The following is a 24,271-nucleotide window of genomic DNA, read 5'->3' on the forward strand; positions in this document are numbered from 1 at the left end:
GCGCTCAGACCCGGTGCGCGAGGGCGCGGCGGAGGTCGTCCAGGCCGTCGGCGAGCTGGCGGCGCATGGACGGGACCAGATCGGTACGGGCGAGGCATTCCTCGGCCGCGCGTACGGTGTCGGCGTCGGCCGCACCGACCGGGAACAGCGCCCGGCTCAGCGCCTGGACCACCGCGCCGCCGCGCTCACCGGCCGCCGGAAGCCGCTCGAAGTACCTTTTTACGTAGGCCCGTTGGACCTCCGGCGCGCCCGACCGCCAGAAGCCCTCGGCGGTCGCGACGAGCTGATGAATGGTCAGCTCGCCCGGGGCGAAGAGCAGGTGCCAGGCGCGTTCCTTGGCGGCGTCGTCCGGGAGCGCGGCGCGGGCCCGGGCCGCGCCCACCTCGCTGACGTTGCCCGGGTCGGCCGCCAGCTCGGCCGCGATCCGCTCCTCGTCGGCCGCCCCGGCCGCCGCCAGCCGGGCCAGCGCCGACCAGCGCAGATCGGCGTCGAAGGCGATGCGGTCCGGCACGTCGTCACCCGCCAACCAGCCCTCAAGCTGGGCGAGTTGCGCGTCACCGGACGCGGTGGCGACGGCGGTGCGCAGGGCGGCCAGCCGCAGACCCCTGCCCGTGGTCGCGGCCGGGCGGGCCAGGACGGCACGGGCGGTGTCGCCGAGCCGGGCGAGCGCGGCGGGCCGGTCGGCGGGGGCCAGATAGCGGCCGATGACGTGGTCGGCGGCGAAGGCCAGCACCGCCTCGACGACGCAGTCCGAGGTCTCGCCCGGCAGGTGCGCGGCGACCAGGTCCAGATACGCGGCGGCCGATGTCTCGGCGCCGCGCGTCAGGTCGCGGAGGTGTTCCCACAGGACCGCGCGGGCCAGTTCGTCCGTGACGGCCGACAGCGAGGCGGCGACGGTGGCCGCGGAGTGCGCGTCCAGGCGCAGCCGCGCCCAGGTGAAGTCGCCGTCGTTGGGCAGCAGCAGGGCCGGGCGCGGGGCGCCTGCCAGTTCGGACAGCGGCGTACGGCCGCCCGGCGCGACCTCGACGTCCAACTGTCGGCGCGGGACGACCGCCGCGCCGTCCCGGTCGTACACGCCGACGCGTACGCGGTGCGGGCGGGTGCCGTCGTTGACGAGGACGGCGGAGGTCAGGACGCCGGGCGCCGTATCCACGTCGGCCTCGGCCTCAGGCTCGACGTCGGCCTCGGCCTCGACCTCGACCTCGATGCGCAGCGTGTCCACGCCGGTCGTCCGCAGCCAGTCGTCGGCCCAGCCGGACACGTCCGGTCCCTGTGCGCCCGCCGGGCCGGCGGGGAGGGCGAGCGCGGCGAGGAAGTCCCGGAGGTTCGCGTTGCCCCAACGGTGCGCGGCGAAGTACCTGTTGAGCCCGGCGAAGAACGCCTCGTCGCCCATCCAGTGCGCGAGTTGGTGCAGTGCGGAGGCGCCCTTGGCGTACGAGATGCCGTCGAAGGCGGACAGCGCCTCGGCCGCGGACTCCGCTCCGGTGGCGGCGACCGGGTGGGTGGTGGGGCGCTCGTCGGCGTCGTAACCCCAGCTCTTGCGGCGGGAGAAGAGCGTCCAGGCGCTGTCGTAGCGGGTGGACTCCGCGGCGATGCGGTAGCCGAGCACCTCGGCGAAGGACTCGTTGAGCCATACGTCCTCCCACCAGGCCAGGGTGACGAGGTTGCCGAACCACATGTGGGACATCTCGTGGCACACCACGACGGCCCGCAGCGCGCGCTGCGTGTCGGTCGGCGCGGACCTGAACAGCATCTCGTCCTGGAAGAGGACACAGGCCGGATTCTCCATCGCGGCCCAGTTGAGCTCGGGCATGAACACCTGGTCGTAACCGCCGAAGGGGTAGCGCTCCTCGAAGAGCCCGTGCAGCCGGTCGAAGCTCGCTCGGGTCACCGCGAACAAGTCCGGTGCCTCGCGGTCGAGTTCGGCGGCGAGCGAGCGGCGCGCGTACAAGCCGAGCGGGATGCCGTCGTGCTCGGCGCGGACCGCGTACAGCGGCCCGGCGGCCACGGCGACCAGGTAGCAGGAGATCGGGCCGACCGGCGCGATCTCCCAGCGGCCGTCCTTGAGTTGGGACGACGCGCCGTTGCCGACCACCGTCCAGCCCTCGGGCGCGGTCACGGTGAAGGTGAACGGCGCCTTCAGGTCCGGCTGGTCGAAGCAGGCGAAGAGCTTCGAGGCCAGGTCGGGCGCGCACGCCGAGTACACGTAGACGGCACCGTCCGCCGGGTCGGTGAAGCGGTGCAGCCCTTCCGCCGTACGCGAGTACGCCATGTCGGCCTCGACCAGCAGCTCGTTGTCCGCCGCCAGGTCCGCCAACTCCAGCCTGTTGTCGACGTGTCGCGCGAGGTCGAGCGGCCTGCCGTTCAACTCGGCGCGCAGCAGCGTCTCCGGCTGGATCTCCACGAAGGTCGACGCGCCCGGCTCCGCGCAGCCGAACCGGATCGTGGTCGTACTGCGGAAGAGACGGTCGCCGCGCGTGACGTCCAGGGCCACGGCGTACGACCGTACGTCGAGCAGGGCGGCGCGGGCTGCGGCTTCGGTGCGGAGGAGGGATCCCATCTACGGCATGCTGTCCCAGGTCCGCACGGCGGACAACAGATTTGGGGGCGGTGCGGTTGCGCCGAGCGCGAAGCCGGGGCGGCCCCGAGGCAGACCCCCACGGCCCGAACCCCCGTACCGCGCGCGGCCCCGTACTCCCGTTGTCCCCGTACTCCCGTTGACCCCGTACCGCCGTGTCCCGTACCGCGTACGCCGCTCAGCCCATGGTCTTGGCGCCGTCCAACGACTCGCGGATGATGTCCGCGTGACCGGCGTGCTGCGCGGTCTCGGCGATGAGGTGCAGCAGCACCCGCCGCGCCGACCAGAGAGCGCCAGGCTCGAACCAGGGTGCCTTCGGGAGCGGTTGGGAGGCGTCCAAGTCGGGCAGTGCCGCGACCAGTTCGTCGGTCATGCGGGCCTGCTCCTCGTACTCCTCCAGCACCCCGGCCAGTGTCTCGCCGGGCAGCAGACGGAATTCGTCGGTCCGCCGCTGCCAGTCGGCCTCGGTCATGGCCGTCGCGTCCCCGATCGCCGACGGGCCCGCCACGATGAAGTCCGTCCAGGCCCGTTCGCCTCCGGTCAGGTGCTTGATCAGGCCGCCCAGACACAGCTCGCTGACGGTCGTCCGCTGCCGCGCCTGCTCGTCCGTGAGGCCCCGCGTGGTGACGCGCAGGAAGTACCGGTGCTGGGCGAGCATCGCCAGCAGGTCCGCCCGCTCATCGGTGACGGCCCCGGCGGCCTCCTCCGCAGCCTTCGCCGCCGTGCTCTCCGCCGCGTTCACCGTCATGGTCTCGCTCATGATCCACGCCCTTCGCAGTGCTCCTCGGTCCCCCGTTGATCACCACCCTAGGAGCCGTTGCGGTCAGCTTCTGTCCGCGATGACGCGTCTCCGTCCGTTCGGTGTTCGCGCTGGTCAGAGCCCATTCGGCGCTAGATGATTCCGGGGCGGGGCCGGGCGCCGAGGGTGTGGGCGAGGCGGAGGAGGTCGCGGTGGCGGGGGTCGGCGGCGGTCGCGCGGGCGAGGACGTCGAGCTGCGGGGCGTCGAGGGCGGCGAGGGGGCGCTGGAGGAGCGCGCCGGGGTGCTGGAGGTCGTGGACTCTGCTGATCCAGTCGAAGGAGCGGCGGCGCGCCGGGGCCGTGACATCGAGCTGGCCGTAGTAGACGACGTGGCGCCCGCCGGGTGAGGTGATCACGGCCTTGAGGTGGCCGGGGTCGCCGACGAAGGCGGCCGGGGCGGCGACCGGTGCGAGACCGTCGGCCGGGTCGAAGAAGTGCACGCGGTCCTCGGAGCCCGCCTGGCCGCCGGCCACGCCCCACTGCGGCACGGCGAAGAGTCCGGACAGCCGTACGGTGTCGCGGTGGGCGACCGGCGTCAGCTCGGTGCCGTCCAACTGCCAGAGCATCAGGCCGCCTTGGTGGCCCACCGTCATGAGCAGGTCATCGTCGGCGAAGACCAGCTCCGACACCGGCGCGTGGTACCGGGGCACGGCGCCCACGGCCAACACCGTGCTGAGCGTGGCGTCGGTGGCGATGATCCGGCCGCCGTCGGACAGGACGAGGCGGTCGCCGCGGGGCGTCACCGCCATCCGGTTGTCGTAACCGAGGCCCCACGCCTCCAGGTTGACCTGTTCGAGCCGCCCGTTGGGGCCGAGCGTGAGCGCCGCGGGATGGAGCGCGAGGGTGGCCACGCAGCCGCGGGCGGTGGAAGCCAGCCGCGTTCCCAGGAGTTGGGCGCCCTGCGCGAGGACCGTCGTGCCGTCCGGGCCGTGGCGGACGAGCTCCGTGCCCGCGTCGCGTCCGGCCCGCCGCCGGACCGCGATCACCTCGGTGGCGCTCAGGCAGGCCAGGGTGCTGTGGCAGGCGGGGCCTTCGTACAGGACGGTCCGCCGGGCGGGGTCGAGTCCCGCCTCCGGGCCGGACTCCGGCCCCGAGCCGAGGTGCTTCCGTCCCGAGCCGAGGTGCTTCCGTCCCGAGCCGAGGTGCCTCCGTCCCGAGCCGAGGTCGAGGGTCTCGATCCGCTCGGTCGCCTCCGCGTCCCCCCGCTCCGGCACGTAGTCGATCGGGACCAGGGCCAGCACGTCCCCGCCGTGGGAGAAGGCGGAGAACGAGGGCGAGAAGAAGGTCAGATCGGCGGGCAGCGGGCGGGTGGCGGCCTTCGCGGCCTCGGCGATCAGCGCCTCGGCCTTGCGGGGCGAGGTCTCGCGCAGCCAGGCCAGCAGCTCCTGATCCGAGCGGGACGCGGGCAGCCAGCCGCGCCGGGGAACGCGGCGCGCCAGCCGTACCGCCTCGGCCAGGGGCGCGGCGCAGATCCGTTCCCAGTACGCGGGCCAGTCCCGCGCGTCCGCGAGCCGCGCCGCCTCCGCTCCGAATGCGGCGGCTGGCGGGGACGGCCGGGGCAGGAACTCCGGCTGCCAGCCGTGGACGGTGACGGTGGCGGGCGGGACCGTGTACGTATCCCTCAGCTCGACGCGCCGGGAGCGGGCGTCGGCCTCCGGGTCCTGGGCCAGGCCCGTCGACCGCCGCGCGTCGTTCTGCGCGTGCAACGCGCCCACCAGCTCCATCTCGTACGTGGCGGGCGCCTTTTCGACGAGCCGCCGCAGGATCGCGATCGCCTCCTCGCCCACCTCCATGGCTTCGCGGGGGCGGCGCGCGTCGAGGAGGGCGGAGTGCAGCAGCCTCAGCGAGGTGACACAAGCCTCCTCGTAGTGCCGGGAGTTGGCCCGGGCGAGGCGGCGGTTGATCGCGGCCACCTCCTCGGCCACCTCGACGGCCTCGTCGTGCCGTCCCTCGGCGGTCAGTTGCCGCCCGAGCAGGGACAGCGACCTGCCGAGCGGCGTGTCCTCGACCTGCTCGCCCTCGGCCACCAACTCCCGGCTCAGGGCGACCCCTTCGCGCAGCGCGTCGGCGCCTGCCGGGGGACGGAAGGTCAGCGTCGCGCCGTTGACCAGGGCGATGGCCAGCCCCCTGCGGTACGACGGATCGCGCGCGGCGACGGTCCGATACGTGCGCGTGGCCCGCTCGTTGGCGCGGTACGCGTCCTCCCAGCGACCGGCCGCCTCCAGCCGCGTACTGAGATTGGCCAGCGCGGTGGCCAGGTGGGGGGTGTACGCGGACACGTAGTCCGTCACCGGAGCGGACGCGTCGTCGGGCCGGTCCTCGGCGACCAGCCGCTCGAAGAGGTCCACGACCCGCTGCTGGGTGCTCAGCGACTCCTCCAACCGGCCCAGCGAGACGAGGTGGTTGGCGACATTGGTCAGGGCGCGGCCGACGTGCTCCTCGTACCGCCGGGGGTCGGTCGCGGCCAGCTCGGCGAAGAGGTCCGCGCCGCGCCGCGTGGCCCGCAGCGCCTCCTCCGTACGGCCCAGGTCGTCCAGGTTGTTGCCGTGGTTGACGTGCAGCCTGGCTCGCGCGTCCACGTCGTCCGCCGCCGCCAGCCGGTGCTCGAACAGCCGTACCAGCAGCGCCGCCCGACCTACCGTCAGGTCCGCGGGCACCGGTTCCGGCAGCTCGGCGGCGACATCTTCGAGGAGGTCGGGCCCGATGTCCGGCAGACCTGCCAGGGCGGTGAGCGCGGCGCCCCCGGCCGCGACGCCCAGCGCGGGCTCGGCGGCCAACAGCGGGTAGAGGCACGTGCGTCCGACGTGCGGCCAGCGGCCCGCGGCCGTGGCGAGCGCCGTGACCGGCCGGGCGGGACCGCCGCAGCGGCGCAGTACGGTCGCCGCCGTTTCCGGGGCCCAGGGCTGCGCGGGGTAGTCGGCCGGGTGACCCGGCAGCGTGAGGGCGACGAAGTCCTCGGCCAGGCGGTCGGGATAGAGCGGTTCGAGTACGGTGTCGGCCGCTTCCTCGGGCGGCGGGTAGCACACCGCGTGATCGGCGAGGACGGTCGGCGGCGGGTGGCCGAGGCGTAACTCGTCCACCAGGAGCGTGCCGCGGGCGGTGGGCTGCGCGCCGCCCAGCGAGGCGGCGAAGACCACCTGGTTCATCACCGCGGGCGGGACGGTGACGCGGCCCGGTGTCCCGTGCAGCAGCGCCCAGCCCAACTGCTCACGGTCGAGGAGGTAGACGGTCAGTCCGGCCAGGTCCTCCGGGGCGCGGCGGCCGGTGGCCTCGGCGTCCACCGCCACGAGCGCGGCCATGTGGACGGCGAGGGTCAGGCCGAAGTCGGGCGGCCGTAAGTCGGGTTGGCGGTCCGGCGGGGGGATGCCGTAACGGGCGGCGAAGCCGTCGCGCGCCGCGCGGAACATCGGGCCGCGGTCGTCGCGGCGCGGGTCACCGGCCCGGCGCCGGAAGCCCTCCTCCATGTCCAGCGGGCCCAACGCCTGTGTGGAGACGTCGACTTGCTCATTGCTCAGGGCGGCGCGCAGCGCGGGCCAGGGGTCGGTGCTCCGCGCCAGGAGCAGGACGCGGGTCGACACGTCCGGCCGGTGCAGCAGCGCGTTGCTGAACAGCCACGTCAGGCTGGTCAGCGCCCAGCGGTCGGCGTAGTCGACCAGGAGCAGCAGTCCCGCCGCGTCGTCCAGCCGCAGATCCTGGCTGCCCTGCGGCGGAAGTACGGTGCCCGGTCCCTCGACCGCGGTGACCACTTTCCAGCCCTGCTCGGCGAGTTGCCCCGCGAGCTGCTGGGCGAGGCGGGTCTTGCCCTGGCCGCCGGGCGCGTGCAGCCAGCGGGCCGCGCGCCGGGGGCCGTCCGCGCACCAGGCGTGCAGGGAGGCCAGTTCGGTGTCGCGGCCGGTGAAGGGGGCCACGGCGTAACGGGCGTTGAGCATCCTGCTGGGCTGCTGGGCCAGCCACTCCGCCGCGGGCTCCGGGGCCGGGGACCACTGCCTGAGGAGGTAGAGGGGGGTGCCGTCGCCGAAGACGTGGATGTCCGCGCCGATGGCGCCGTAGGCGAAGCCGCCGACCGCGGTGACATTCTGGCTGGTCACGTCATGGGTCCGCCGTCGCGGCGGGCGCCGGGTGCCTGGCCGTCGGGCGATGGGGCGTCGGGCGATGGGGCGTCGGGCGCTGGGGCGTGGGGCGTCGGGGTGACGGGGTCGGCGCTCGGGGCTACGCCTCCGGCGCTCGGGGTGGCGGGGCCCGCCGCCGGGGCCTCGTGGATGATCACGTTGCCGTTCTGGACGCCGAAGGCGCGGGCGTTGTCGTGGGCCTCGACGTTCTGGTGGTACCGCACCCACTGCTGCTCGGAACCCGGCAGCTCGGCCTCCAGCCGTACCGTCAACTCCCGGATGGCCTCGGCCGCCTCGGGGTTGTCCCGCAGGAACTGCTCCAGGCGCAGCCGCCAGCCCGGCTGCAAGCTCTCCCTGGCCGCCCCCGCGTCGTCCGCCGCCACCACCAGCGCGGCCTCGCTGTCCAACTGCGCCGCCAGCGCGGCCGGTTCGTGCTCGCCTCCGCGACGCAGCACCCGCAGGATTCCCGTACGCGCCGTCTGCCAGGCGTCCGTGGCCATCGCGGCGACCAGCGTCGTGGACGCGGCTGCGGCAAGCGTCGCCAGGGATTCGATCATCGGCTTCCTTCCGCGGCGTGGCCAGGTGCTTCCATCGTGCCACCGAACCGCCCGGCCGTTAGGCTTGTTGGTCACGCCCGCGCGGCGAGGGAGGGGGCAGCCATGGGGAACGGCTCGACCCGCAGGCGGCTGCACCGGCAGGTCCGTACGGCCCGCGCCCTGTTCGACGAGGGCGCCCTCGAAGAGGCCGAAGCGCTGCTCCGCAGCCTCATGCCCGACTGCGACGACGCCTTCGGCGGCGACCACCGCGAGTCGATCGGCCTGCGCAATCTGCTCGGCTCGGTCCTCTACCAGCAGGGCAAGCCCGGCGCCTCCGCCGCCCTGCACGGCGAGGCCATGGCCCGCGCCGCCCGCGTCCTCGGGTCCGACGACCCCGCCACGCTCGGTTACGCCCACAACTACGGTGCGGCCCTGGCCGTCCAGGGCCGCACCTCCGACGCCGTCTCCGTCCTCGACGACACCCTCCAGCGCCGCGTCCGCCGCCTCGGCGACGCCCACCAGGACACCCTGACCACCGCCAACACCCTCGGCGCCACGCTCTTCACCGCCGGTGCCCGCTCCGACGGCCTCACCCTCCTCCGCCGAGCCCACGCCTCCGCCCAACGCCTCCCCCCGAGCCATCCGCTCCGCGAGGACATCGCCCGCAATCTGGCGATCGCCCAACGCAACGCGGGCAGTTGGTAGCAGCCTCCCCGCGCGAACCGAGAGCAGCCGGGCGGGGGGCGGTGTGCCGGCCGTGGAGGCCGCGCGGGACGGCGGCGCCGGGGTCAGGGGTGGAGGGTGCGGCTGACGAGGTCGGCGAGGAGGCGGGCTCGGGGGATGAGTTCGGAGGTGAGGACGTGTTCGGTGGGGGCGTGGGCGCCGGTGCCGACGGCGCCCAGACCGTCGAGCGTGGGGCAGCCGACGGCGGCCGTGTAGTTGCCGTCTGAGGCGCCGCCGACGGGGAGGCCGCGCAATGGGGGGCGGCCCGAGGCGGCGGTGAGGGCGGCGGCGAGCGCGAAGAGGTCGGCGGAGGAGGCGGGTTCCATCGGGGGGCGGCGGGGGCCGCCGCGAAGGGAGAGCCGGGCGCCGGGGGTACGGGCGGTGAGGCCGCGCATGAGGACGTCGATACGGTCCTGCGCGGCACGCGTCGGCGCGCGGACGTCGACGGAGACGACGGCCTGGGCCGGAACGGTGTTGCGGGTGCTGCCCGCCGACAGCAGGGTGGGGGTGACGGTCGACGTGCCCAACTCCGCATCCCGCGCCGCCAAATCGGCCAGCGCCAGCACCTGGTGAGCGGCCTCGACCGCCGCGTTGACCCCCTTCTCCGGCTCCAGTCCCGCGTGCGCGGCGCGGCCGTGCACCACCACCTCGTAGCGTGACGTCCCTTTGCGCGCCGTCTTGAGCGCGCCGGTCCCGTCCGCCGACGCCTCGAGGACGAAGGCCGCCGCGCACCCCCGCGCGGTCTCCTCAATCAGCGCGCGGGACGTCGGGGAGCCGACCTCCTCGTCACCGTTGACCAGCACGCAGACGCCGTCGAGGGACGGCAGCGAGGCGAGCGCGTGGAACATCTGCACCAGCCCGGCCTTCATGTCCAGGACGCCGGGGCCGCGCGCGATCCCGTCCGTCACCGACCAGGGGTGGGTGGCGAGCGTGCCGGCCGGCCAGACGGTGTCGTGGTGCCCGACGAGCAGGACGCGCGGAGTGCCGAAGGCCCACCGCAGGTGCGGTACGCCGTCGCTCACGATCGTCTCCGGCGCGGTGCCGAGCAGGCGGGCGCCCAGCGCGCCGACCACGTCGGCGCTGCGCGCGAGTGCGACGTGGTCGGCGGAGAAGGACTCGCAGACGACCAGCTCCTCAAGGTCGGACAGCATCTCCCGCAAGGAGAAAGGGGGTTCGGACTTCGGCTGCGCCATGGCGACTCCCGCGTCAGAGGGAACGGGCTCAGGTCCGGTCGGAGCAGGCCCCGTTCGGTCCCTTCGACGGTAGGAACCGCCGCCCCATTCCACCAGCGACTACATTTCATGTGACCCATGCAGAGAGGGAATGGCGTGCGCGACACCTTCGGTACGGACGCGCTGCGGCTGCTGCTCGCCGTCGCGGACACCGGCTCCTTCACCGCCGCCGCGCAGCGGCTCGCCTACACGCAGTCCGCCGTCTCCCGCCGCGTCGCCGCGCTCGAACGGCAGGCGGGCGGACCGCTGTTCGTCCGCCTGCCGCGAGGCGTACGGCTGACGCCCGCAGGAGCGGCCCTGCACCGGCACGCCACCGAGGTGCTGGACCGACTGGCCCGCGCGGAAGCCGAGTTGGCCGCCATCCACGCGGGCCGGGGCGGCACCCTGCGCGTCGGCGCCTTCGCCACCGCGAACATCGCCCTCGTACCGGCCGCGCTGCGTGCCTTCACCCGCGCGCGTCCCGACGTCGAGGTCGTCGCGGTCGAGGGCCGCAGCGACGCGCTGGTCCAGCGCCTCGCGGACGGCGCGCTCGACATCGCCGTGGTCAGCGACTACCCGTCGGGCCTGCCGTCGGCCGAGGGCGTCACGACGGACGCGCTGCTGGCGGACGAGCTGTACGTGGGTCTGCCGCGCGATCACCGGCTGGCCGCGAGCGCGGATGCGGTCCACCTCGGCGACCTGCGCGACGAGTCCTGGATTCAGGACGCGCCCGCCGGAGGGCACCCGGCCCTCCTGCTCGACGCCTGCGCGCAGGCGGGCTTCGCGCCGCGCAAGCTGATCCGCGTCGCCGAGTGGAGCGGGAAATTCGGCTACGTCGCCGCCGGGCTCGGCGTCGCCCTCGTGCCCTCCCTCGCCCTGTGGGCCGTCCCGCCCGACCTCGCCCTCCGCCCCCTGGCGCCCCCGTTCCCGCGCCGCACCGTCCACACCGCGCTTCCCCCGTCCCCCCTCCCCTCGGCCCGGCTCCTTGCGGACCTCCTCCGGGCGGCGGCCCGCCCCGCGACCCGGCCGAGCGGACCGGGTCGAGTACGAACGCCCGCTCCCGGCAGCCCTGTTGACGACGGCGTTGAGCGCGCCGAAGTCCAGGCCGTGCGCCAGCCCGAAGTACGTTCCTTCGCCGAGCAGTTCAGCGGCGGCCCGCCGGGCGGCACCGTAGGCGGCCTGGGCCAGGGCGGTGCCGACGCTGATCCGACGGACGCCGACGGCGGAGAAGTCGGCCCCTGACGGCGAGCCGGGACCGGCCATGACGTCGACGGGCAGCGGGCTGTCGCGGATGAGGGCCGCCACGGCGGGCAGGTCGACGAGGCCGGGGACGAAGATGCTGTCGGCGTCGGGCTTCGGCGTACGCCGCCCGGCGCGAGGGAGTCCTCCAGGTTGACGCCGACGGCTCCGGCTACATCCGGACACGCTGCCACGCGCCCCGGAACGGGCCGCGTCCGGGCGGAACGGCTAACGTCCAGCCGGAACGGGCCGCGTCCGGGCGGAACGGCTGACGTCCAGCCGGAACGGGCGGCGTCCAGCCGGAACGGGCGGCGGAAGCGGATCGGAAGCGGTCCGGTTCTGGCCGGGGAAGCGGCGGCACTGGTCGCATCTGAGGTGTCAACAGCCCTTCCGCGCAGGCGCGTACGCCAGCGTGCCGAGCGGGATCGGGCGCACACCGCACCGACCGTTGGAGTGGTCCATGAGCGACCCCGGCCTCCCGTCCCCCGACCCGAATCCGTACCCGTATCCCAGATCCGCCGACCTGCCGGTGCCGCCATCGGCGCCGCCGTCCACACCGCCGTCCACACCGCCGGCCACACCGCCGTCCGCACCCGTACCCGTACGGGCCTCCGAACCGGCCTCCGTACCGGCGCAGTTCCCCCCGTACGTGTCCGCGCCCGGTCCGACGCCGTACCGGCACGTGGGCCTGATACCGAGCGCCGGGCCCGCGCGCGGGTGGGGGCTGGTCGTCGCCGCCGCGCCCCTGCTGCTGATCGCGCTGATCGCCCTCGTCGCCGGCTCGGCGCTGCACCCGGCGAGCGGCCTCACCTCCGGTGCGCGCACCGGCGTCAGCTCCGCCCACGGCGCGCCCGCACACCGCGCCGCCGCCGACGACCTGTTGAGAGCGGAGCGCTGAGCCGCCATGACCGTCACCCGGACCGTGCTCCCGCACACCGCCGAGCCCCCGCAGGCGCCGCCGGTGTCCCGCGCGTACGCCCGTACGAAGGCGACCCGTCTGCTGTCGGCGGGCACGTACCTCGACCCCGTCTACCGCGGCACCGTCATCAGGGAGTTGCTGCGCAACCGCTTCCGCGTGGTCGCGCCGTCCTACGGCTACGACAACGTGTCCGTCCTCGCGCACGCCCTCGCCGCCCGCCGACTGCGGCGTCTGCAACGGTGGTTGGGCGCCGGATCGGTCGTCGCCGCGCTGATCCTGACCGCGAGCGGCGCGGTCAATCCCGTCATCGCCGTCCTGCTGGTGTTCTGGGCGCTGTGGGCGCTGGCATACCTGCGCCGGATCGTGACCCTGAACATCCTGATGACGCGGCTGAAGGAGACCGGCACCGACGGCGGTTTCGACGGGGCGTACCCGGCGAACGCGCGCCTGACCGAGACCCTGATCCGCAAGATCGACCGGGAGCAGTCCGCCAGCGACAGCCTGGTCTTCTACGGCGGCTTCCGGCCGTTCGTCGGCGCGGGCGAACCGCTGCGCGACTGGGCGAACGCCCAACTCCTGATCGGCGCGCGGAAGCTGCGCCTGAAGTCGAGGGACCACGAGGGGAAGCGGGACGTCGAGGGGACGGCGCCGGGGCTCGACACCGACGAGCGCAAGCCGCTCCTGCCGTTCACCGTGGACAAGATCACCGCATACGTCGGCGAGCGGATGGCCGCCGAACTGCGCGACGGCGCGAAGCCGGGCGAGCGCATCGAGGGCCTGGCCGTCGAGCGGCGCCGCTTCACCACGGCGATCCGGACCAACGACCGCACCAGCGGCGAGGGTTGGTCCCGGCTGCCGGGCATCGGCGATCTGCCGGACCTGCACTGGCGCGAGGACTACGACTCGGCGCGCGAGTACCTGTGCGTGCGGATCGGCTCGTGGAACGAGGAGTTGGTGACCTCGATCTTCGTCGGCTTCGACCTCAAGGGGAACACGCTCCACACCGAGTTCTACCCGTACGTCCTCGGGCCGCTCGTGGAGGACTTCCACCTGGTCGACCGGCTGCCGGACGCCTTCGACGGGCGGCTGGCGGCGCGGGTGGCCTGGGACATGGTCAAGGCGACGCCGCGCTGGGGGTTCAGCCTGCTGCTCTCGCCGCTGCGGCTGCTGCCCGAGCGCTTCCTGCCGTCGCCGCTGCGCTCCCTGGTCCGGCCCGGCCGCCGCGGCCCCAGTTCCATCCGGATCGGCACGAGCGTGACCTCGGTCGACAGCAGCGAATTCCGCCTGGGGCGTTACGTGACCAAGTCGGTCAACTGCGGTGCGCTGACCAGCGTGCGCGAGTTGGCGACGAACGACTACTACCACGCCTTCTTCCAGAAGTCCGACGCCGTGAAGTACACGCAGATCGTCGAGCGCCGTCTGCTGGAAATCATCCGGACGTTCCTGAACGACCACAATGTGGATCTCACCGACCACGACAGGGCGCAGAACAACATCCTCAACTACGAGGACAAGAGCATGCACGTCTCCGGCGACAACAACAGGAATTTCGGCTACGAGTACGCGCCGGGCAACGGCGGAACCGCGAACGGCCAAGGGGATTGAGCGGCATGGGCGACGAAATGGATCACCAGGACAAGCACATGACCGTTTCCGGTTCCGGAAATGAGCACTTCGGGTACGAATACCGTCCTGTTCTGGCCGCCGCGCAGGAGCCGGCCGCCACCGGGACCGCGCGGCCGGACTCCCCGGCGCCGACGCCGTACGACGGCCTCCGCAGCCGTAACGTCTTCGTCGTGCACGGCCGGGACGAGCAGGCGCGGCTCGCGATGTTCGGGCTGCTGCGGCGGCTCGACCTGCGCCCGCTGGAGTGGGAGGAGTTGGTGCGGGCGACCGGCAAGACCTCGCCCTACATCGGTGAGGTGATCGCGAACGCGCCGTCGCTCGCGCAGGCCGCGCTCGTGCTGCTCACCCCGGACGACACCGCCAAGCTGCACCCCGAACTCCTCGGTGACTACGAGCGGGTGGACGAGGTGCAGTACACCGGGCAGCCCCGGCAGAACGTGCTGATCGAGCTGGGCATGGTGCTGATGGCGTACCGCGCGCGCACGGTCATCGTCGAGGTGGGCCGGCTGCGGCACGCCACCGACATCGAGGGCCTCAACGTCATCCGCTTCGACGGTTCGCAGTCGTCGCTGGAGAAGGTCGTCGCCCGGCTGAAGGTGGCCGAGTGCCCGGTGGACGACAGCCGCTCCGACTGGCGCGACACGTCGTACTTCGAGAATCTGTCGGCCTATCGGCGGCTCGCCTGACACGCGGCCCGCCGGACACGCACCGCATCACCTCGCAGGACGAAGCAGGGGGCGGCCGGAGACCGGCCGCCCCTTCTCGTACGGTCCGCACGCGCCATCCGGCGTCCGCCTTTTACGCGCGGTCGACGCCCGACGCCAACGTCCGCAGGAAAGCGGCCACTTCCGGCATGTTGACGCGCTCCAGGTCCGCGGACCGGACCACCACCCGCAGCTCACGGCAGACCGCGCCCTCGCGGGACCTGGCGATGAACGACATGAGGATCAGCCGCAACAGGCTGTCCTGGTCGAGGTAGTCGAGACGGGACAGCCCCGAACCGACCAGCGGCATCGCCACCGCCTCCGGGCGCGCGTACCGACTCACCGTGTCCCAGAGCCGGTTGAGGCTGAACCAGAGGTCCTCCACGCTGGACGCGGCCACGTAGTCGTTGCCGATACGGCTGTACGCCGCCGCGAACGTCAGCCGCGGGCGGGTGCCGAGGACCGCCACCGTGCCGATCGGGTAGCGGTCCAGCTTGCCCAGCGGCTTGCGCGCCCGTTCCTCGCGCGCGACGGGTGTCACCGCGCCGAGGGCCGCGTCCAACTCGGCGTCCAGGCGCGGGAGGTCGTTGTCGTAGCGGCGGGCGAGCAACTGCCCCTGGACGCTGGCCTCGTTGATGACGAGGCCGCCCTCGGGGGCGGTGTCGAAGGTGTCGGTGAAGCCGATCACGAGGTGCGCGGCCTGCTCGAACAGGTCGCCCTCCTCGACCACCACCGTCATGTCGGGGCGCCGGAACTCCTGCCGCACGCGCGTGACCGGCCGGGCCCTGCCGATGCCCCACAGCACGCAGGCCGCCACCGATGCCGCGGTCACCGGGGCCGGATCGGGAAAGCTCTGGGGAAAGAGCTGCCCCACGAACTGGAGGACCGCGGATATTCCGCCGAATGCCGCAATGGCATTGCGTACGAAGATCTGCCGGGCGCGCCGCGCCACACGCAACCGTAAGCGAGCGAGGAGCCGAGTCCGTAACGCGGAACGCGACGGAGAACGCGACGGGGGAAGCGACGGGGGAAGCGACGGGGAACGCGGCCCGGTAGGCGATCCGCGCCGTAACCGCACGCGTAACCGCGCGCGCACGCGCATCCTGCGCCGCACCCCTGTCGGCGGGAGGGCCGGAACCGGGCCTGTGGGATCAGCGGAACTCATGGTTTTTCCAAGGCGGCTTGATAATCTGGCATTCGCCTCCGGGAGTTTGCGTCGAGGGAGGCGGAAACGGGTGGGGAAAGCAATGACGCACGTTCGGATAAATGTGCTGGGGCCCGTACTGCTCGAAGTCGACGGTCTTCCGGTACGGCTGACACCGCTCACGACCCGGCTGCTGGTCCGGCTGGTGGCCGCCGAGGGCGAGGCCGTTCCCGTACGTCAACTGCGCCGCGACGTCTGGGGGCTGGCCGACGAGCCGCGGCACCAGGCACAGCGCAATCGCAACGAGGTGCAAAAGCGTGTCCTGGAGTTGCGGCGCGCCCTCGATCCGGGTCAGGACGGCACGGCCGCCCGGCTGCTGCGGACCGAGCAGCAGGTCACCGTGGGCGGCGCGGAGACCGCGTACCGACTGGTGCCGCGCGCCGAGGAGTTGGACAGCGCGCGGTTCACGGCGGTCGTCGGCGAGGCGCTGCTCGCGCCGCCCGCGACCGCGGCCCACCGGCTGGCCGAGGCGCTGGGCATGGTGCGCGGACGGCCGCTTGCCGAGGTCAACGGGGAGGCGTTCGCCGTCGACTTCGTCCGGCGGCTCACCGCGCTCCAGGACTCCGCCCGGCGCGGCCTGGTCCGCTCCCGCACCGAACTCGGCCGCCCCGATCTCGCCCTGCCGGTGGCCGAGTTGATCGCCCGCGAGCATCCCGGCGACCCGGACGCGGCCCGCACGCTCGAAGCCCTGCGGACCGCCCTGCGCGCGCGGCACGGCGCCGAACTGCTGCGCCACGCGGTGCCGTTGCCCGGCCGACAAGTGGACGTCGTGCTCGTGCAGGGCGATCTGTTCGACCAGACGGACGCCAATCTGGTGGTCGGCTTCACCGACACCTTCGACACCGCGACCGACGAGGACGTCGTCATCAGCCGCGGCAGCGTCCAGGGCCAGCTCGTGGACCGGCTCTTCGCCGGCCAGCGCCGCCTGCTGGACGAGAAGCTGCGGGCCGGGCTGCGCGCGGTGCCCGCCGTCGGTACGGAGAGCAGCCGCGCCAAACCGCGCGGCCGGCGCGTGCGCTACCCGGTGGGCACGACCGTCGCCGTACCGGTGGACGGACGGCGGGTCTTCGCGACGGCGTATTCGCGGATCGGCAACGACCTCGTCGCGCACTCCGGCCATGACGACCTGCGGGCCAGCCTGGACAGCCTCTGGGCCTCGGTGGCCGTGCACGGCCTGTTCAAGCCGCTGGCCGTCCCGCTCATCGGCTCCGGACTCGCGCGCGTCACCGACCTCGACCGCGGTCAGCTCGCGGCCCTGATCGTCGACTCGTTCATCGGCGCGTGCCGTCGATACGCGGCGCTGACTCCGGAGTTGCGGATTGTCATCAGGCCCGAGGACCTGGGCAGGACGGATCTGTCGCCGGTGGAGCGGCGGTTCGAGGAGCGGTACGGGGAGGCGGTGGCGGAGCCGGGTGGGCGGCCGGTGGTGGAGAGGGTCGCGGAGGGGGCTGTCGCGGGGCGCGCGGAGAAGATCGCGGAGCCCTTCGCGGGGGCGGACCTGGCCGAGTGACGGCGGGTGCGTGGGCGTCGCCGCGACCGTGGCCGTAGCCGTAGCCGTAGCCGCGACCGTACGCGTCCCCGAGCCCGTACCGTACGACCGGCTGTACCCGCCCATCTGCCCGTCCCCGTCCCGCCCGAGGCGTCGGCCCGGCCGGCCGCGCACACCTCAGTCGACCGCGGCGGGCGCTTCCGCGGGTACCCGCCGGGCGCTTCCGCCCCGCTTCCGATGCGGGGCGATGTCGGGGCCGCGTCCGTGTCGGTGTCAGGGCCGCGTCGGTGTCCGGACCGTGTCGGGCGGTGTCGGGCCGGGATGTCGGCCGGGCCGAAGGCGTCAGGCGGCGCTGAGGAGGGAGACGAGGTGGTCGACCGTCGCCGGGGACTCGCGGTGGAGGCCCGGCAGGTCGAGTCCCTCGTCGGCGAGTATCACCAACAGGGCGTGCTCGCCGACGGACAGGACGACGATGTAGCCGCCGTTGCAGCGGACGACGACGTCGCGCAGCCCGCCGAGACCGACTTCCGCCGCCGTGCGGCGGCCGACGCCGAGGCTCGCGGCGGCGAGCGCCGCCACCGACTCGGGCTGCACGGTCGCGGTGTCGGCGGCCACGAGCAGCCCGTCCGAGGTGGAGATCACCGTTTCGTTGACGCCCATCACGCGTTCACGCAGGGACTTGAGCGAAGCGACGAGCGCTTCGTAAGGGGCGGCACTGGTCATGGTGCACTCTCCTCGGGCAGGCCGGTCGCTGTCCCGCTCACGGCAACAGGTTGTTCTGTGACGGGTGGTTCGGTGACGAGTGATGGGGGTGACCGGGCGGCTTGCGCTCCGACGGCGGTCGTGTGGACGGCAGTTGGCCGCCGGGCTGGCGGCGCGGAAGCGGCCTGTCGTCGGCGCCTGGCGGCGGCGGTGACTGCCGGTCGGCGGCCCGCGCGGTCAGCAGCGGGCGCGGCGCGAGCGGGTCGTCGTCGCGCGCGGCGGCCCTGCGTGTCGCGATCCTGGCCAGGTCGAGCATCACCGGGTACACGCCGCGCCCCAGCGCGAACGCGAGATCGCGCGGTGTGCGGCGGCCGTTGGCGGCGAGCAGCAGCGTACGGCCGCGCTCGCCGATACGGTCCGCGTCGGACCTGGCCTCCGCGCGGACCGCGCCGCGCGCGAACTCCCCTACGGACGGCACCATTTCGCGCAGCGTCCGCAGCCGCAGCGCCGTCTCCTCGGTCAGGCGCGCGGGCTCCTGGCCGGGCCAGGCGGCCAGTTCGGGGCCGCGTGCGGGACCGTGTCCTGGGCCGCGTTCCGGGTCGGTGCGCCAGCCGGTCACCGGTTGCAGGGCCATCGCGAAGGCGCCGTCGAAGAGCGCGGCGGTGCAGACGACGAACAGCTCCGCCGCCGTAACCGATCCGCGGGCGGTCAACACCGCGCCCAGTTCGCCGTTTTCGGGGAGCGCGGCCAGCGCGGCCTCCCACTCCCGCTCGTCGATCCGCCCGGACTTCAGCAGCAGCGACCGGGCGGAGGGGGCGGCGGGTGTCTCGACGGCGCCGACCAGTCCTTCGCGGAGGAAGAGGGTGCCGCCGGGGCCGCCTTCGACGGTGACGGCTCCGGTGAAGCGCTCCTGGCGGAGCTGGGCGAGGAGAGCGGGGACGTTCCGGGGCACGCGCAGCTCGGGGTCGGAGTCGGAGTCGGAGTCGGGCAAGGGATCGGGCGAGGGCTCGGGCTCGGGCTCGGACACGGACACGGACACGGACACGGACTCGGACACGGACTCGGACACGTCGTCGGGCTCGGTCCCGCTGTCAGCCGTCATGCGAACAGGCCCTCGGCGGCCGTGGCGATGTGCCGGGCGGCCAGCGCCAGATTGGTGTCGGCGCGGTCGAGCACCGTGGAGATCAGCACCGGGTCGCCCTGCCGGGCCACGACCCGCACGACGTGGTACGTCCGCCGCCCGGTCACCACCACGCTCTCCAACTCGCCCTCCGCTCCCGCCTCGTGCAGCCCGTCCTCGATGAGGCTCAGCAGACGGCAGACCTCAGGTCCGTTTCCGGCCACCGCGCAGTCCCCGCTCTCGGCGTATGTGAGACCGGTCACCGCGTCGACCAGGGCCGCACCGGACGTCCCGGACGCACCCGAGGTCCCAGCAGTCCCTGACGTCCCGGCAGCGGAAAGGACTTCGCCGAGTACCGACTCCAGCGCGTCCACAGGCACCCCTTCACTTTCGAACACCTGGCAGAGTACTTTAACGCCGAACTCTTTCACCTGTGATCGCGCATAGCTGTTTTCCGCTCACGCCGATCCTCGCCCGTACGGTCCGCGACACCCATGGACCTGCACAACCAAGGGAATTCCCGTGAACATTGAGTCGGCACTCAAAGAAGCGATGTCCGTCGAAGGCGCCATCGGGGTCGCGCTCGTCGACTACGAGAGCGGCATGGCGCTCGGCACGCTCGGCGGCGGCCGGGGCCTGGACCTGGAGGTGGCGGCGGCGGGCAACACCGAGGTCGTACGCGCCAAGGTCCGCACGCTGTCGATGCTCGCCATCGACGACACGATCGAGGACATCCTCATCACGCTGGGCACCCAGTACCACCTGATCCGCCTGCTCGGCAGCAGCACCGGCTCGCTCTTCCTCTACCTCGCGCTCGACCGGAGCCGGGCCAACCTCGCCCTGGCGCGGCACGTGCTCAAGCAGGTCGAGAACGGCCTGGAGGTCTGAGCCCCACCGGCTCCACCCGCTCCATCCGCTCCACCTGCTCCACCCGCTCCACCTGCTCCATCCGCCGCGTCGGGTCCACCGGCACCCCCGGGGCCACCGGCCCTGCCGGACGGAATATGCGGACGGAATTTGCCCGTCGGTGAATTTCCGCCCGCCGAATTCCCCTTTTCCTCAGCCCGGCCCCAACGGGCCCCAACCGGCCTCAGCCAAAACATCCACCCCGCCCGTCACACGGTCGACAGATTCCGCGGGACGGTGTTTTGGCATGCGCCATGCCGCATACACATGTAGGGCGGCGCCCCGCCACGCACGGGAAATCCATTTCTCCCGCCCCCGGCCCTGGCCCCACTTTCCCCACGGGAACCACCTCGCGCGGCCCCCTCACCGGCCCCTGGCGCCGTGGCCGGATATCGCCGCCCCGGCGGCGGACCGGTGCCGCCGGGCCGCTCCGCCGTCGCGCCGCCCCGCAGTCGCGCCGCTCCACCGTCGCGCCGCCCCGCCGCTCCGCCGTCAGCCGGCGACGCGGAAGACGTAGTCGCCGGACCCGACCTCGTAGGCGGCGTAGCCGTCCTTCAGGCCGGTGAATCGGGCGTCGGAGGGGGCGTGGACGGCGGCGCGGGTGCGGGCCGGGACCAGGATCTGGGCCGAGGCGCCCACGGGGACGCCGGCGTGGAGCGTGAAGCGGCCGTGGTCGAGGGTCCAGGAGGAGGCCACGCGGCCGAGCGGGGACTCGACGTGGGCGGAGGCTTCGGTGAGGTCGCCGACCGGGTGGGGCCGGATCGTGATCCGGGTGTAGCCGGGCGCGGCGGGCTCGATGCCCGCGACGCGCTGGTAGAGCCAGTCGTCGACCGTGCCGAGGAAGGCGTGGTCGTGGGAGCGTGACGTGTCCTGCCACTCCTCCCACATGGTCGTGGCGCCGAGGCCCTGGAACCAGTAACCCCAGCCGGGGTAGGTGGGGTTGGTGGCGACGTCGTAGGCGAGGTCGTCGTTGCCGGTGTCGGTGAGGACGGGGAGGATCAACTTGGTGCCGAGCGCACCGGTGTTGAGGTGGCGGCCACGGGTCCTGATGTCGTTCGTGAGGTTGGCGACGACGGCCGCGCGCTCGGACGCGGGGACGATGCCGAGGCTGAGCGGCAGCAGGTTGGACGTCTGCCGGTAGCCCGCGTCCTTGTTGTCGTAGTACGCCTTCGCCTTGGCGTCGTAGAAGTTCGCGTTGATGGCGTTCGCCGTCGTCGTCGCGAAGGCGTCGAAGTGCGCGGCGTCGGCGCCGTGTCCGAGGGCGCGGGCGATCCTGGCCATCATGGTGGCCGTCTGGTGGATGTACGCGGTGCCCGAGAGCCGGGTGCCCTCCGGTGGGAACGCGGCGCCGGGCGCGACCCAGTCGCCGTAGCTGAAACCGGTGTAGACGTTGCCCGTCTTCGCGATGGTCTGCTCCTAGTGGTCAAGCCACAGCTTCATCGCGGCGTAGTTGTCCGCCAGCGGCCGGATGTCGCCGTAGTACCAGTACAGATCCCAGTTGATCAGCACGAAACTCGCCGACCAGACCGGGTCGTTCACGCCCTTGGCGCCGACGGTGCCGGGCACGGTGTGGCCGAGCGTGCCGTCCGCGTTCTGGTCGTCGCGGTGGGCGCGCATCCAGTTCTCGTAGAAGTTCTCCATGTCGAAGTTGGCGATGGCGGAGTCGGCGGTGAGGTGCGCGTCCGCGTCGTACGGCCGCTTCTCGTACATCGGGGTGTCGGTCGGGATCGAGTGCAGGTTGTTCAGCGTCGTGTTCGCCTGGGCGTCCTGGAATCGGTTGAGCAGGTCGCTCGAACTGCTGAAGTCGCCGGTGGCGGTGACCGCCGTGTGCACCCGCTCGCCCTTGACGGAGGTGACGGTGACGCCCGCGGGCGCGGCGACCTGTACGTAGCGGAAGCCGTCGTAGCTGTAGCTGGGGCGGTAACTCTCGCCGCTCGCCGCGCCCTTGAGCGTGTACGTGTACGTCTGGAGCCCGGCGTTGTCGACCGTGCCGTCGGCGAGCAGCTTCTCGCCGTACGTGATCGTGACGACGGACCCGGCGGGGCCGCGGAGCGCGGTGTCCGCCCAACCCGCCGTGGGCGAGGCGAAGTCGTACACGTTGACGGTGCTTGTCGCGTCGCTCCTGGGCGTGGTGACCTGCTTGACCGGGAGGGTGCCGGTCACCTTGATCGGCGGGAACGCCTGCGCGCGGAGGGTGCCGCCCGGGGCGGTGACGGGGAGCGCGGGCTTCCAGGCGGTGGCGTCGAACCCCGGCTTGTTCCAGCCGGGTTGTTCGAGCCGCGCGTCGTACGTCTCGCCGTACAGGACGGATTCGGTGCGCGTCGGGCCGTCGGCGGCCTGCCAACTGCCGTCGCTGGTCACCTGTTGGGTGCTGCCGTCGGTGTAGGTGATGTCGAGTTCGAGCTTCAGCTTCGGCTCGCTGTGCCAGGGCGAGGCGTTCCACTCGTCGGGGTTCGTCATCGCGTAGTACCCGCGGCCGAGGCTCACGCCGAGCGTGTTGCCGCCGCTGCGCAGGGACTTGGTGACGTCGTACGTCGCGTACAGCACCGTCTTGTCGTAGACGGTGAAGGCCGGGTCGAGTTCGTGGTCGCCGACGCGCTGTCCGTTGAGGTAGAGCTTGTAGTAGCCGAGCCCGGCGACGTAGGCGCGGGCGGACGCGACCTTCTTGGGGCGCTGGGCCTTGCCTTTCGCGCCGCCGGTGGTGAAGTCCTTGCGCAGCAGCGGCTCGGGCGGGCTCGGGACGCTGACCGAGCTGTACCAGGGCGCGTCGCCGTAATGCGCGGCTTCCAGGGCCGCGGGCCAGGCCGCGTCGTCGAAGTCCGGCTGCTGCCAGCCGGTCGGCGCGGTGTCGCTCGCCTTCCAGGCGGCGTCGGTGACGAGGTCGGGCGGGACGCCCGCCGAGCCGTCGATGTGCAGCGTGCCGATCACCCCGGCCGGGCCGGGGAGGGTGTTGACGGCCTGGACCGCGATGACGTTACGGCCGGGCCGCAGGTCGGCCGCGATGTCCGTGACGGTGGCCGTGCTCCAGGAGTTGCTGACTTGCGGCGAGCGCGCGATCTCCTTGCCGTTGACGTAGAGGACGAAGCTGTCGTCGGCCGTCAGCTCGAAGGGGGCCGCCGTGAGAGCGGCGTTGGCGGGGAGGTCGACGGTGCGGCGGAAGTACCGCGTGGCCGCGGGCGCCGAGTCGGCCGGTTTGCCCTCCGGGTACCAGATCCAGTCCGCGCCGGTGAGCGTCGTGGTCGCCGGTTTCGTCGGCGAGCCGATCCAACCGCCCTTGAACTGGCCCGGATTGAGGAACGCCGTCTCGAACGAGGCCGGTTGGCTCCACCGTGACACCTTGTGCGCGCCGTCCCAGACCCGCACGCGCCAGAAGTACCGCTTTTGCGACCGCAGTTGGCGCCCCGCGTACTCGACATCGACGGACTGCGCCGAGCGCACCTCGCCGCTGTCCCACACATCCGCGCGGCCGTCGCGCGTGCTCGACACCGCGATCTCGTACGCCGTCTGCCTGGCGCCGTGCGCGCCGCCGTTCGCGCTCAGCGTCCACCCGAGCCGCGGCTTGGCCTCGTCCACCCCGAGCGGCTCGGTCTGATGCTCCACCGTCAACCCCCCGGCCCGCACCCCGCCGCCCCCGCCGCCGTGCCCGGCCCCACCGGCCTGCGCGGGCGCCACCCCCACGACCACCAAGCTCAGCACCGCCGTCACCGCACGCACGATCACCGGGGTCTCCTCTGCATCTCTGCTTCGGCACGATCTCCCCATGCGCCGACCCCACGCGTCGCCCACGAAAAAATCGTTTCAAGTCCGTGGCCGCGAACCTAAGCGGCCACCCACCGAAGGGTCAAGAGCCCCAACACAAAGCATCAACCCCACCCAATTGAAACGTATTTGAAACCCTGACACCCCCACCCATCCCCCCACCTCCACCGCCTACCGGTCAGCCATGACCGCCCCCGCCCCGCACCCCCACCCGCTGCTCTTCCTCGACGTCGACGGACCGCTCATCCCCTTCGGCGCGACGCGTAAGCAGCTCCCGGACGGCTACCCGACCTGCACGAGCCAGCTCGGGCCCGACGCCAACCCCCTGCCGGCACGGGTCAACCCCGCCCTGGGCGCCCGCCTGAGCGCCCTGCCGTGCGAGCTGGTGTGGGCCACCACCTGGGTATCCGAGGCCAACATCTCCCTCTCCCCGCTCCTCGGCCTCCCCCAGCTCCCCTTCGTCTCCTGGCCCGACCCCTCCGAAAGCCACGACATCCCCGGCCTCCACGGGAAGACCCGCCCCCACCCTGCTCCACCGCGTCGACCCCCACCACGGCCTCACGGCCACGGACTTCGCGGCGCTCGACGAGTGGCTGAGCCGACTGCCCGACAGGGGCGAGTGATGGGGCCGTGCCCAGAGTGCCAAG

The 24,271-nt window shown here is 73.0% G+C and carries 17 protein-coding genes and 3 pseudogenes; 8 read left to right on the forward strand and 12 right to left on the reverse strand.

Annotated elements, in window-relative coordinates:
* Positions 1-4: 4 nt before the first annotated feature.
* The 4 genes from pepN to ACZ37P_RS03180 form a co-directional block, all read right to left on the reverse strand.
* Positions 5-2,560: an aminopeptidase N gene (gene pepN, locus ACZ37P_RS03165; protein WP_467344546.1), complete on the reverse strand. Its 2,556-nt coding sequence runs from the start codon at positions 2,558-2,560 to the stop codon at positions 5-7.
* Between the two features lie 196 nt (positions 2,561-2,756).
* Positions 2,757-3,326, reverse strand: coding sequence for a DinB family protein (locus tag ACZ37P_RS03170; protein WP_391043528.1), 570 nt, complete (start codon positions 3,324-3,326; stop codon positions 2,757-2,759).
* A 143-nt stretch (positions 3,327-3,469) separates the two neighbouring features.
* Complete coding sequence (locus ACZ37P_RS03175; RefSeq protein WP_467344548.1) at positions 3,470-7,465, reverse strand: hypothetical protein; 3,996 nt, start codon at positions 7,463-7,465, stop codon at positions 3,470-3,472.
* The gene (locus tag ACZ37P_RS03180) at positions 7,462-8,043 is read right to left on the reverse strand and encodes a hypothetical protein (protein WP_467344550.1); all 582 of its coding nucleotides are present in this window, start codon (positions 8,041-8,043) and stop codon (positions 7,462-7,464) included. Before ACZ37P_RS03180 ends, ACZ37P_RS03175 begins: the two co-directional genes overlap by 4 nt.
* A gap of 102 nt (positions 8,044-8,145) precedes the next feature.
* Between ACZ37P_RS03180 and ACZ37P_RS03185 the strand changes: the two genes are divergently transcribed.
* Positions 8,146-8,727 carry a tetratricopeptide repeat protein gene (locus ACZ37P_RS03185; protein WP_467344552.1) on the forward strand — a complete coding sequence of 194 codons (582 nt, stop codon included), beginning with the start codon at positions 8,146-8,148 and terminating at the stop codon, positions 8,725-8,727.
* A gap of 83 nt (positions 8,728-8,810) precedes the next feature.
* On the opposite strand, the gene ACZ37P_RS03190 is transcribed toward ACZ37P_RS03185, so the two are convergent.
* A complete protein-coding gene (locus ACZ37P_RS03190) occupies positions 8,811-9,938 on the reverse strand; it encodes a M20/M25/M40 family metallo-hydrolase (protein ID WP_467344553.1) in 1,128 nt (375 codons plus the stop codon).
* A gap of 117 nt (positions 9,939-10,055) precedes the next feature.
* Between ACZ37P_RS03190 and ACZ37P_RS03195 the strand changes: the two genes are divergently transcribed.
* On the forward strand, positions 10,056-11,198 hold the full coding sequence (locus ACZ37P_RS03195) for a LysR family transcriptional regulator (protein ID WP_467344554.1): 1,143 nt from the start codon (positions 10,056-10,058) through the stop codon (positions 11,196-11,198).
* Here ACZ37P_RS03195 and ACZ37P_RS03200 read toward each other — a convergent pair.
* Positions 11,154-11,381, reverse strand: a pseudogene (locus ACZ37P_RS03200) (isocitrate lyase/phosphoenolpyruvate mutase family protein); the annotation flags it as partial. The gene ACZ37P_RS03195 and the pseudogene ACZ37P_RS03200 sit on opposite strands and share 45 nt — an antisense overlap.
* Positions 11,382-11,655: 274 nt before the next feature.
* Between ACZ37P_RS03200 and ACZ37P_RS03205 the strand changes: the two are divergent.
* The 3 genes from ACZ37P_RS03205 to ACZ37P_RS03215 are packed head-to-tail and all read left to right on the forward strand — an operon-like array spanning position 11,656 to position 14,426.
* Positions 11,656-12,093 carry a hypothetical protein gene (locus tag ACZ37P_RS03205; protein ID WP_467344556.1) on the forward strand — a complete coding sequence of 146 codons (438 nt, stop codon included), beginning with the start codon at positions 11,656-11,658 and terminating at the stop codon, positions 12,091-12,093.
* Positions 12,094-12,099: 6 nt separating this feature from the next.
* The gene (locus ACZ37P_RS03210) at positions 12,100-13,719 is read left to right on the forward strand and encodes a hypothetical protein (RefSeq protein WP_467344557.1); all 1,620 of its coding nucleotides are present in this window, start codon (positions 12,100-12,102) and stop codon (positions 13,717-13,719) included.
* Between the two features lie 5 nt (positions 13,720-13,724).
* Complete coding sequence (locus ACZ37P_RS03215; RefSeq protein WP_467344558.1) at positions 13,725-14,426, forward strand: nucleotide-binding protein; 702 nt, start codon at positions 13,725-13,727, stop codon at positions 14,424-14,426.
* Between the two features lie 112 nt (positions 14,427-14,538).
* Here the strand turns inward: ACZ37P_RS03215 and ACZ37P_RS03220 are convergent, their stop codons facing one another.
* On the reverse strand, positions 14,539-15,396 hold the full coding sequence (locus tag ACZ37P_RS03220; RefSeq protein WP_467344559.1) for a macro domain-containing protein: 858 nt from the start codon (positions 15,394-15,396) through the stop codon (positions 14,539-14,541).
* A gap of 295 nt (positions 15,397-15,691) precedes the next feature.
* Here ACZ37P_RS03220 and ACZ37P_RS03225 point away from each other — a divergent pair, with 295 nt between their 5' ends.
* A complete protein-coding gene (locus tag ACZ37P_RS03225) occupies positions 15,692-17,158 on the forward strand; it encodes a macro domain-containing protein (protein WP_467344560.1) in 1,467 nt (488 codons plus the stop codon).
* Between the two features lie 321 nt (positions 17,159-17,479).
* On the opposite strand, the gene ACZ37P_RS03230 is transcribed toward ACZ37P_RS03225, so the two are convergent.
* Genes ACZ37P_RS03230 through ACZ37P_RS03240 form a run of 3 tightly spaced genes read right to left on the reverse strand, consistent with a single transcriptional unit; the run spans position 17,480 to position 19,339 of the window.
* Positions 17,480-17,860 carry a roadblock/LC7 domain-containing protein gene (locus ACZ37P_RS03230; RefSeq protein WP_355336469.1) on the reverse strand — a complete coding sequence of 127 codons (381 nt, stop codon included), beginning with the start codon at positions 17,858-17,860 and terminating at the stop codon, positions 17,480-17,482.
* Positions 17,861-17,897: 37 nt separating this feature from the next.
* Positions 17,898-18,941 carry a hypothetical protein gene (locus tag ACZ37P_RS03235; protein ID WP_467344563.1) on the reverse strand — a complete coding sequence of 348 codons (1,044 nt, stop codon included), beginning with the start codon at positions 18,939-18,941 and terminating at the stop codon, positions 17,898-17,900.
* Complete coding sequence (locus ACZ37P_RS03240) at positions 18,938-19,339, reverse strand: hypothetical protein (RefSeq protein WP_355336471.1); 402 nt, start codon at positions 19,337-19,339, stop codon at positions 18,938-18,940. The genes ACZ37P_RS03235 and ACZ37P_RS03240 overlap by 4 nt, the downstream gene beginning before the upstream one ends.
* A gap of 142 nt (positions 19,340-19,481) precedes the next feature.
* On the opposite strand from ACZ37P_RS03240, the gene ACZ37P_RS03245 reads away from it, so the two are divergent.
* A complete protein-coding gene (locus ACZ37P_RS03245; RefSeq protein ID WP_355336472.1) occupies positions 19,482-19,847 on the forward strand; it encodes a hypothetical protein in 366 nt (121 codons plus the stop codon).
* A 510-nt stretch (positions 19,848-20,357) separates the two neighbouring features.
* Here the strand turns inward: ACZ37P_RS03245 and ACZ37P_RS03250 are convergent.
* Positions 20,358-20,753 carry an alpha-L-rhamnosidase C-terminal domain-containing protein gene (locus ACZ37P_RS03250; RefSeq protein WP_467344642.1) on the reverse strand — a complete coding sequence of 132 codons (396 nt, stop codon included), beginning with the start codon at positions 20,751-20,753 and terminating at the stop codon, positions 20,358-20,360.
* Positions 20,730-23,627: pseudogene (locus ACZ37P_RS03255) on the reverse strand (family 78 glycoside hydrolase catalytic domain); the annotation flags it as partial. The gene ACZ37P_RS03250 and the pseudogene ACZ37P_RS03255, both read right to left, overlap by 24 nt.
* Before the next feature lie 181 nt (positions 23,628-23,808).
* On the opposite strand from ACZ37P_RS03255, the pseudogene ACZ37P_RS03260 reads away from it, so the two are divergent.
* Positions 23,809-24,247: pseudogene (locus ACZ37P_RS03260) on the forward strand (HAD domain-containing protein).
* The last annotated feature ends 24 nt before the right edge of the window (positions 24,248-24,271 follow it).

It is taken from the genome of Streptomyces sp. NPDC024632, from assembly GCF_055559175.1.